The organism is Bartonella sp. MR63HLJHH (assembly GCF_042194155.1).
Lineage (GTDB): Bacteria > Pseudomonadota > Alphaproteobacteria > Rhizobiales > Rhizobiaceae > Bartonella > Bartonella grahamii.
Genome location: NZ_JBHIMN010000002.1, coordinates 8695 through 17949 on the forward strand (window position 1 = coordinate 8695; position 9255 = coordinate 17949).

5 protein-coding genes are annotated in these 9255 nt (G+C 36.3%); 2 read left to right on the forward strand and 3 right to left on the reverse strand.

What is annotated here, in order from left to right; all coding sequences use genetic code 11:
• Positions 1-348 precede the first annotated feature (348 nt).
• A complete protein-coding gene (locus tag ACFIKQ_RS01310; protein WP_375635665.1) occupies positions 349-714 on the forward strand; it encodes a hypothetical protein in 366 nt (121 codons plus the stop codon).
• A 44-nt stretch (positions 715-758) separates the two neighbouring features.
• Complete coding sequence (locus ACFIKQ_RS01315; RefSeq protein ID WP_375644543.1) at positions 759-1208, forward strand: hypothetical protein; 450 nt, start codon at positions 759-761, stop codon at positions 1206-1208.
• Positions 1209-2495: 1287 nt separating this feature from the next.
• On the opposite strand, the gene ACFIKQ_RS01320 is transcribed toward ACFIKQ_RS01315, so the two are convergent.
• From ACFIKQ_RS01320 to ACFIKQ_RS01330, 3 genes are all read right to left on the reverse strand, one after another.
• The gene (locus tag ACFIKQ_RS01320; protein ID WP_375644532.1) at positions 2496-3254 is read right to left on the reverse strand and encodes a DUF4167 domain-containing protein; all 759 of its coding nucleotides are present in this window, start codon (positions 3252-3254) and stop codon (positions 2496-2498) included.
• 1668 nt (positions 3255-4922) lie between these two features.
• Positions 4923-5366, reverse strand: a complete 444-nt coding sequence (locus tag ACFIKQ_RS01325; RefSeq protein WP_375635647.1) for a hypothetical protein — start codon at positions 5364-5366, stop codon at positions 4923-4925.
• Positions 5367-8668: 3302 nt separating this feature from the next.
• Positions 8669-9175, reverse strand: a complete 507-nt coding sequence (locus tag ACFIKQ_RS01330) for a hypothetical protein (RefSeq protein WP_375635646.1) — start codon at positions 9173-9175, stop codon at positions 8669-8671.
• Between the last annotated feature and the right edge of the window lie 80 nt (positions 9176-9255).

Sequence of the window (9255 nt, forward strand, 5' to 3'; positions counted from 1 at the left end):
CATCTCAAAGGGGGAACGGACATCTCAAAGGGGGAACGGACATCTCAAAGGGGGAACGGACATCTCAAAGGGGGAACGGACATCTCAAAGGGGGAACGGACATCTCAAAGGGGGAACGGACATCTCAAAGGGGGAACGGACATCTCAAAGGGGGAACGGACATCTCAAAGGGGGAACGGACATCTCAAAGGGGGAACGGACATCTCAAAGGGGGAACGGACATCTCAAAGGGGGAACGGACATCTCAAAGGGGGAACTAAAAAACTGTAAAAACGTTTAACGGTGAAGAAGCCCCTAGGCTGACAAATTGGAGCCCATGCTGTCAACCTCTCATTTGGAAAATAATTGATGAATCCCCTTGTTTTTATCCTCTTATTAGTTTCATGTACAGATGATTTCAATAGTTGCTATTCGAACAATACAATGGTTAAAATCTATCCAACGGCTCAAGCATGTGAACAATCCATGATACCGTCCACAAAAAATTTTGCATTTTCTGGACAACAAATTTTTGCCCAATGTATAGACGTCCATGCAGATTTACATCAACAAGAAGTAAAATTGATCTGGTCTGTAACAAACCGTGGAAATTTCCTGCTTAAAAGCCAAAATGAAAATAACAAGATATCTACAGTCCAGAAAGAAGGTATTTTACCAACATCGCTTCCTCTTTTGCATTCTTCTTCCACAAATCTCTTGCACAAAAAACTTTAAAAGCATAAACCCATCAGATCTCAAAAAAATAATCAATGAAAGACATGATGGATAATAAGCGAATGCAACCTTCAAAAGACCATCACACAGAGCAAAACTCTCTGCCTCAAGATCTCCCTTTAGATCCTGCTGTAGAACGAGTGAGAAAAAAACTTATGGGTTTAATGATTATTTCCGTTTTAATAACGCTTTTCCTTATTCTAACCGTACTGTTTTTAATTGTTTATAAAGTGGTCGCAACCGGATCAGCGCCAAAACAAATAGAGTTATCTTCCTCTCCCAGCAAAACCCCACACGTTATCAATCATACGCTCTCTCTACCGGAAAAAACACAGATTTTGTCGCAAAGCCTCTCAGAACACAATATTGTACTGAAAGTTTTAACCCCTGATAGACAAACAAAATTTATGATTTACAATTATCACACTGGTGCATTAATCGCCGTTCTTTCTGTTGAAACAAAAAAAGAAATATCGGAAACAATGCCTCATTAAGCAAACTAATATCACCACAAGCGCTTACATAGCATCCTTCAGGTTTAAACATTTTCCTCTGCTTCAAGATACGATCACTTGGGCGACGGCGCGTTTTTCTCTGTATCTCCTGACCTAATCTTGGAAAAGAAGAAACCTTTCTATCAACGCATTCCCATGCTTAAGCAAACTGACATCGCTTAGGAAAATTCTAATGAACGTACAAGAAAGACATCTTCTTGAGTGCAAAAATTCAACATATTAATTTAATAGTGATCATTTATTTTACATGTCGAACGAGAACCTCAAATACTGTAGGATTCTCCCCTTTCAAATCTGTTCATGAGAAACTGAATCAAAATCATTTGCTCACATATCCCAGCAAGGAAATGGATGAATAAAAATACCTCTTATGAATGATCCGGTATCAAAAGAAGAACTGTTGCAACATTGAAAATTAAAGCTATAACGCCCAGCTTACATCTTTTATTAAGCAAAGATAACCGATGGATTTCACATGATAGAATTCATGAGCACCATCGCAAAATGGGCATAAATACATTGAACAATATTAAATATAAGTGTCAATAAATAAAACAACGACATTGCGTTCTTTATACAAGAACTGTCTCTTAAAATACACGGATGTGCTTTTCTCTGTATTCCCTCACTTAAATCCCAGCAACGAGGCAATCTTGTCTGTCGACAACCTTCGTTAAGTTCCTGACACTGACCGTAAAAATTCAAAGAAAGCGCAAAAAGCTTCTTGAGCATATATAATTTACCATCATGATACCAATAACATCATCACAAGCGCTTAAACAGCACCCTTCAGGTTTAAACATTTTCCTCTGCTTCAAGATGCGACCACTTAGGCGACGGCGCGTTTTTCTCTGTATCCCCCCACTTAAATCCCAGCAACGAGGCAATCTTGTCTGTCGACATCCTTCGTTAAGTTCCTAGGACTGACCGTGAAAATTCAAAGAAAGCGCAAAAAGCTTCTTGAGCATATATAATTTACCATCATGATACCAATAACATCATCACAAGCGCTTACACAACATCCTTCAGGTTTAAACATTTTCCTCTGCTTCAAGATGCGACCACTTAGGCAACGGCGCGTTTTTCTCTGTATCCCCTTACTTAAATCCCAGCAAAGGGGCAATCTTTTCTGTCAACACCCTTCGTTAAGTTCCTAGTACTGACCGTGAAAATTCAAAGAAGCGCAAAAAGCTTCTTGAGCATATATAATTCACCATCATGATACTAATAACATCACCACAAGCGCTTAAACAGCACCCTTCAGGTTTAAACATTTTCCTCTGCTTCAAGATTGACTACTCGGCGACGGCGCGTTTTTCTCTGTATTCCCTCACCTAATCCAGGCAACGAAGAAACCTCTTTTGTTGCTGTTGATGCATCTCCATTGCTCGTGCTTTCTGCTGTTGTAAGTGAAAGCTCAAGAGATGATTCATCTTGTTGGGTCCGTACAGTACGTCGACGGGGAGAACGGCGTGTTTTTTTGACAGGTTCAACATTTTTCTCAGAGTGACAGTGCTCTTGATCCGTTTTTTCATCCGATAGAGCCTCTAAAGCATTTTCACGCGCATCCCCATTTTGCGTTTTAGCATATTGGCCATTACCATTTTTTTGCGACGGCATCTGTAATACATCTGTATCACCCTCAACAGCATCCTTTTTTTCACCGTCAAGATTTATTTCACCGCATTCTTGCTCGTTGTTTTCATCACGATTTTCATCACCACGATTTTCATCACGTCGAACTGATTGAGACATTTGTCCAGCTGCTGCTAAAATAATACGCAAATAGTGCTCGGCATGTTGTAAATAATTCTCCGACATAACACGATCACCCGCACCTTGTGCATCACGCGCAAGGCTTATGTATTTATCGGCAATTTGCTGAGCATTCCCGCGAATTTTAACATCCGGACCGCTGCTTTCATAATTGCGAGACAACGGATTAGGACCGCGACGATTATTATTGTTATTACCATTATTGTTATTATTGCGACCGCGTACCCGTCTATTTTGTTGTGGCCTCATCTTTATCCCTTTTTGGAGTGTTTGTCTTAATGTATGTCTTAATTGACTCTTCCTCATTGCATTACCTTTTGATAATGCTAATCATTTTTAACATACGGTTATCAAGCTATCCGCGTTTATTTTACTCAAACGAACCCTACTGATATTGATAAAAGCATATATTTTCTTGAAAATCACAAAACAGCAGGGAAATCGTAAATCAAAAATTCCCTCTTTCTCTGTTAAACAGCAGAAACCTAATGATGTTCACATAAAATGCCAAGTGTTTTTTTTAAAATAAACCATATTTCACTAAAAAAATAATTATCTTGTGGAAAACAAAAAGGAAAACACACATACAACACACCTGACAAAGAAAAATTCCTGCCAGAGAATATTAGAAGCTTCCTTTTTTGCTCTAAAACCACCGCTCCTAAAAACGCCGATACCCTCTACCCCCTCGTGCATTTAACTCACAAGCACTTCCATCCCAACGAGTCACTGCGCGAACCTCTTTATCCTATGATATATAGCCTCTCTTCATCGCTAAAGCAACCCCTTGCGAGCGATAATCCACGATCGCTTCACAAAACCTCTTGATTTTTATAGATAGATTAATACGAAGTATTATTCAAGCCCTATAATCACCAAGAGATTAATCTTCTTTCCTAAATAAGCCAGATACTATCAATTTCTATTTTAACCCATGGAGTTTTTAAATTAATCACAGTTTTTATTTATAACAAATTGAGCTTAAAAAGCAAAATATTTAAATACAAAAAAATATCAAATTATGAAAAAAATGACCAATATGTCACACTTTCCTAAAAATCAGCTTCTTCTCAAAAACTATCAATAAGAATGGCATAACGCATTTCCTCTCTTATCTTTTCTGATAAAGAAAACTGGAATTATAAAACAAGCACATTTGTAAACCCAGCACAGCACTTTACGCATGAAGCAGCCTTGAATGTTTATAAAAGGAATGTTTCTTTTTTACTCATTTTTGTCATTTCTATTGACTTACGCCCTCAAAGAACGAAGGTTCTCAAGTCACACTGCTCTGTCAACAATCAAAATTTTTGTAAAATTCGTACACTGAATTGATTTATAATGATCATTCATATTTTTTGTGTTGAGTAAGAAAACTTAATACCCTAGGATTTTTCATCCTCAATTTGTTTGCTATTGAATCAATCTCTTTTTCTTTCATGTTACACACGGAAAAGCCTGTGTGGAGTAAAAACGATAAAGAAAGGCTAAAAGTGCCTCTTATGAACCATCTCTAAGGCTCAAGGGCTGTCAGCAAACACCATTGAAAGCTCGCAAAGTGTAAGTGGTACTTGGGGCTTACTCTTGTTTGAAACGTAAAGATGAACATGCTCTATAAATTTTATACACTTCATGGGGGCTTTACCATTATACCCTTCACCAGAACCATTACGAAATGGATTTCCCACACCTGTTATTTCCCTTAAAAAAGCTCAACAAATCCTCCTAAAACTCCACCACGCCCCCTTAAACATTTCAAGGAGGCATCCATGCCTTATGTCGCCACATCTTAAATAAGAAGTGTGATATAACAAGATAAATAAATCAAATTGCTATTGGTCTCGAGGCAGATCGTAATTTAAGAGGTTTTTATCTTCTCATCAAAATTCGCATCCTTTTAACTTTCCGTATAAAAACTTAAAAGTAATTGCGTCTTTTGCCTTTTTTATTTTCTTTTTCATTGAGAAAACAATCGCGTAAGAGAAAATAATTTCCATCCCCAGGTCGTACCAACGTCAAACATTGTTTTTTTGCAGTATCAGAAAGCTGATCCCACATTTCACGAATAGCAAAATAGGCCTCACTTTCCAAATTAAGACAATGCTGATAGACTTCTCTTTTCATATCGGGCATAACGGAAGCAGAAATTTCCTTGCAATATACGCGCAGATCAAAAACAGGAATAACCAATTCAACGGGTGCTTGTTGTGTTATTTTTTTATGAGAAGAAAAATAACTGATCACCTTTGCAACAACAAAACACAAAATCACTACACAAAAAAGTATTATGCAAACAAAAGCAATCTTGCGATATAATCTTTTGAAATAAGCCTTTTGCCTTGCACGGATTCTTTTTTCCATAAAGATTGTACCCTTTAACATCCCAAGAGAAGCTTTTACAGCAAAAAATGATAGAAGCATCTGTATACACAATACAGGTTATAGCGGCAAACGATCAAGACTCTTATGTCAAAAGACTCTCTTTTTTTATCGTATAAAATTTTTGTGAAACACTTTTCTCATGCCCTTTATGAAAAAATAGGGATTATAATTTTCTTTCATCACCTTAAAAGACGAAGATTCTTCATCCATGCAGCTCTATAAACAATTCGTCTTCTTTAAGATATATCACATTGATTTATAAAGATTATTTATTGTTTTGCATATTGAATGAGAGACCCGAATACCATAGGATTTTTCATCCTCAATCTGTTTGCTGTTGAATCAAACTCTTTTTCTTGCATGTTACACGCGGAGCTGGCATGTGGATTAAAAACTGTACAAAAAAGGCATATACCTCTTATGAATCGTCTCACGAACCAAGGCTTTCGTAACATTGGGAGTTGGAAAAATATATGAGAATACCAACCTGCACTTTTATGAAGCATAAAGATGAGGGAGATACCTTATAAGTTTTATCCATTTCATAGGGGCTTTACCCCTATACCATTGACGAGTGTTCTTGTGAAAGGGACTTGGGAGTGGGATATCTCTTTAAAACAAGTCCGTAAATATGCAATAAATATATATTCGGAGACAAATAATATTTGGGGCATTCTGTTTTTATGTGAGAGGCATAATCCCAAAAAGACACGCGATACACAAAGGCATAAGGCATTATCTTCATTATTTAAATAATATTGCTATAGATAGTTTTGAAAATTATAAAGAAAAAAAATGATAGCACAAAGAGTGATTAATATGCCTTTATATTTTTCTCAATAAGGCTGTCTCTCTATTTCAGCAATCACTCAAATACAGCCCCCATCTGTCATACATAAAGTCTAGCTTACAAAAGCTGGAGTCACTCAGAGAGTTTTGCCCTTCTGAATCTGTAGGATTCTCATTCTTCTTTCTCTCAAACATGCTGTAGCGTTGAGATTTGATGTTGTTTGACAAGCAACAAAAAAGCTCTGTACTCTCTTAAGAAAACAACGCCTTAAGGTTACACACATAATGGATTGGAAAGATGTCCTAGCTTTTTATCAAACATGCTGTAAAACAACGAGCGTAACATATTGGCTTTTTGCTTGTCCCAAAATGTTCATCCTAATTTCTTGCCTCCAATTCCCTTGCGTCCTATGCATAAAGATCAAGTTGAAGGAAATATATGGACAACCCTGAACTCGAAAACATGAAAGGACGACGTGACAGAGTTTCGCGTTCCTTTGTCATGCAAAAGCATTAGACATTCTGAAACAAGCACACTTGCTATCTCGTAATGATTTCTTTTTTCTGCTACCGGTCAAATCCCTTTATTTAGAGAATTGGCTATCACAAGTTATGCAACAAATAGCGCTATATGCAACAAACAAAGCCTGATTTATATCCGCATGGAATCCGTTCCAGTTTACATGATTGGCTCACAAAATCCACTTGACTTTCCCCTTCTTCTTTCCCCCTCGTGGGATCTCTATCACCACAGAACAAAAAGTGATATTTTATGACGCTTTATGGACAAAATCCCCACCGCCCGAAGAGTTCATCACATGACGAAAAAACACCCCTCATATTTACCACACACAAACACTTCAATATATAAAATCTTACATGCCTTCTATCACCACACTCTCAAAAGGCAGCACGACAACAAGATAAGAAATTATTGATGTAAAACTCCAAACAAAGAAAAGAATGGACTTTCTAATCGAGATCAACAAACACTGTAAAAGACACATTTGCATTTTTGATCATGCGAGCATGTATGATAATGGACCTTCAAGTGCGCCACCATTTTACGCTTCACCCATATCACTCTCCGTCAAACAGTAACAAACATTCTTTAACTATTCAACGCCCCCCATTATAATCAACGCAAAAAAAATAAACAGATACCTGCATTTTTATTTTGAATCTTCCTTATTGGGATAAAACACTCAAGAATTTAGAGATTTCACTGCAAAACGAAATCACAAAATACAATAATGAAAAAAATATCCAAAGCCACCTCAATAATAGATATATAGCACCCCTGCTATTAAACAGAAAAAAGCCGCACCTTTAAATGGCGCGGCTTATGAATAGAGATATAATTAAAATAAAATACAAAAGAAATCAATAATAAATACTTATACACAAATCGTATAATATTGCAAGATTTTTAATTATATTTATAAAATTTATCCAAAAAGAGTATAAATAATGACGCCTTCGTATTAATGGAAGTCATTTGCAACAACGCACTTTCTAAAATCAAAACGTATCAAATAAATCAAAATACTTTGTAGCTTTATTTCAATATCATCCATGAAAAACACACATGGTTTAAGTCCATAATTATAATAAAATCCGTTCTTTTACGCTTGTAAAAGATAATTTTTCTTAACTTGCATCCACCACTTCAAAAGACGAGGCTTCACCCAATCTGATCTATTAATAGCTCGGATTATAGCGGGGTCCATTTAGCTTTCCCACATGTGATTTACTTAAACTTAAAGCTCAACAAATAAGCCCTGCCTTAAATATTTGGCACGCCTTTAAAAACACTTTTTGTGTTATTTGAGCTCTTACAAAGAGGCTTGCCTTATATCATCACACCTGAAAGGACAGTATTTACAGTATAAGCAGGATAAGACAAATCAACAACCGCTTGTACAATCTTGTTTGATAAGAAAACAAGTGAAAATTTCTCTTTCAAGCCTGCTCAAACAGTACAACATTGCTCTTCTTTATAAGAAAAGATATAATGACACGCATTTTTTTCTTATAGGAATTTTTCTGCTTTTGTTCTTGTGACAATTAAATTTTTCTTTTTATGGGATTTTTGGCAAATTAAAATTGCACTAAACTGCTTTTTTTCTCTTTTAAAAAAGCGTAGAAACAGCAAATTGTTTATAAATTTAAAATCATTGAACGCTCTATCCAAAAGCTTTTTAAAATTATTGCAAGATTTTCTATCGTCTACAAACTTCTTTTGCCACGCGTTTCTGTTTGGGCACAGCTCCTTTCTCTGTAGGCTTTAAAAACTTGCCCTTAGATTTCAATATGCGCCCTAATCTCCCCAACAACTCATGATCAACTTTCCTGCAACAACTTTTACCTTTTTTTAACATCTCAAACAGAGTGCAATTCCACACCCCACCGAAGATATAAATAAGGTGCATCTGATCTATAGCTTCAACCCATACCTATTGTTATAATCAGTTTGTTATGACCACTCTTTTCTATTTTTCCTTTTTAAACAAAGAAGAAATCCCTCTAGACTGCTCAACACCCATGTATTGACTAACATTACTGTGTATTTCTAGCGGCTCATGTGCTGTAAGTTTTGAAACAAAAGAGCTGTAGTCTATTTTTGGCGTCTCGTTTATTGGAGAAAAAAATATGTCTCCAGCGGACAATGCTTCTATTTTAAATTCTGATCCGCTCACTATACTGCTCGATGTCGTTATTCCAGCACTCACAACATTATTAATACTGTCTTGATTCTCTTTTTTCGTATTTTTTTTCTGTTCGACCTTGGTAGGATCTAGAGTATTTAATTTTTTTTCTAACGCATCCATGCGCTTTGCTAAAGCATCCATGCGCTTTAAAATTTTTGTAATATCTTCATATGCTTTCTTCAACAATGCGTTTAAAGGAGCATGTCCCATTCTTCCGCTAGCATAAAGAACCACACGAATACATTCAGGATCATCAATATCAGCAATAGAAAATGGAAAAAGTGCCATTATATTCCCCTTTTTTGATAAGCTAAACGCGTATTAAGCATTTGAATATCTTTTTCCGTTGTACGGCTCTTGCATTCCTC

Coding starts and splice junctions, on each gene's coding strand:
- ACFIKQ_RS01320 (WP_375644532.1), bottom strand. CDS start 3,254: ATGAGGCCACAACAAAATAGACGGGTACGCGGTCGCAATAATAACAAT.
- ACFIKQ_RS01325 (WP_375635647.1), bottom strand. CDS start 5,366: ATGGAAAAAAGAATCCGTGCAAGGCAAAAGGCTTATTTCAAAAGATTA.
- ACFIKQ_RS01315 (WP_375644543.1), top strand. CDS start 759: ATGATGGATAATAAGCGAATGCAACCTTCAAAAGACCATCACACAGAG.
- ACFIKQ_RS01330 (WP_375635646.1), bottom strand. CDS start 9,175: ATGGCACTTTTTCCATTTTCTATTGCTGATATTGATGATCCTGAATGT.
- ACFIKQ_RS01310 (WP_375635665.1), top strand. CDS start 349: ATGAATCCCCTTGTTTTTATCCTCTTATTAGTTTCATGTACAGATGAT.